Here is a 1,299-nt window from a genome sequence, read left to right as displayed (position 1 = left end):
GATAAGGTCATGCAAACGACAAACGACCCGGATGCCGGGGTCTATAATGGTGATATTGGTATCATCAAACAGATCGGCGGGACCGATAAACACGTTGTTAATGGTGACCGGCTGGCCAAAAAGGGTAAGGAGAAGATTCACCTAAAGGTAACGGTCGACTTCGGTGGGAACCTGGTTAAGTATGATGACCCAACGGCGCTGGCTAATCTAGAGTTGGCCTATGCAATGACAATTCATAAGGCCCAGGGGAGCCAGGCCCCAGTTATTATTGTAACCCTGTTGTCGGAATTCTTTCCTTCCAATCCTCAGGTGGGTTCGATCATTCAACGTAACCTCTTATACACAGCAGTAACTAGGTCATCGCGAGCCCTTGTGATGGTTGGTGATGCTCCAGCCTTTGTTCGCTGTGCTAAGACCCCAGTTATTGACCGACCAACCGCCCTGAGGGAGCATTTGAAACAGGAGTGGCAACGAGAAGAATTGACTTCACTTCAAAAGAGGGATGAGTCAACGCCTGTGGTGCATGAATTATCCACCACTCCCGAAACACTAACGCCATCAATGGTCGAGTCCCAAGCGATCGATCCAATGATTGGAATGGACGGATTAAGCCCAGCTGACTTTGCCTAATCTGGTTGCAAGCTAAGTACAAAATTGTGATAATTAAGATAAACGTCACCTAAAACGGAAGGATTAAGACGATGATTAAACTTAAAAATGCCGAAAATGTATCCCTTTTCTCCCTGAACGCTAACCACCCCCTGGCCGCTGCGGTTGCTGACTTAGTGGGCGTTCCCCTCTCCAAGTGTACGATTAGTCACTTTGCCGATGGTGAAATTTCCGTCACGATTGACGAAAGCGTCCGGGGACGGGAGGTTTACGTGATTCAATCGATTTCTGAACCGGTAAACACGAACCTGATGGAATTGTTGATCATGGTCGACGCCCTGCGGCGGGCAAGCGCCAAGAAGATTAACGTTGTTGTCCCTTACTACGGTTATGCTCGCCAAGACCGTAAGGCCCGCTCCCGGGAACCAATTACGGCTAAGCTAGTTGCTAACCTCCTAACAATGGACCGGATCGATCGGATGATCGTGGTTGACCTTCATGCTCCGCAGGTCCAAGGTTTCTTTGATATTCCAGTTGATCACTTGTTGGCAGCCCCAACCCTGGTCAAATACTTCATGGATAACCAGCTCGCGGACAATCTTGTGATTGTAGCTCCAGATCACGCTGGGGTTAACCGGGTCCGGCGTTTTGCGGAATTAATTGGCGGCGCCCCGATTGCCATCATTGATA

Annotated in this window: 2 protein-coding genes; both read left to right on the top strand. The window is 49.3% G+C overall.

Annotation, left to right across the window (positions count from 1 at the left end):
* Positions 1-630: ATP-binding domain-containing protein (locus AOQ57_RS08165; RefSeq protein ID WP_162200224.1), on the top strand; the 630-nt coding region annotated here is incomplete at its 5' end.
* A gap of 71 nt (positions 631-701) precedes the next feature.
* On the top strand, positions 702-1,299 hold a 598-nt coding region (locus tag AOQ57_RS08160; RefSeq protein WP_157686496.1), incomplete at its 3' end, for a ribose-phosphate diphosphokinase.

Source organism: Limosilactobacillus gorillae (assembly GCF_001293735.1).
Lineage (GTDB): Bacteria > Bacillota > Bacilli > Lactobacillales > Lactobacillaceae > Limosilactobacillus > Limosilactobacillus gorillae.
This window is presented reverse-complemented; position numbering and strand designations above follow the sequence as displayed.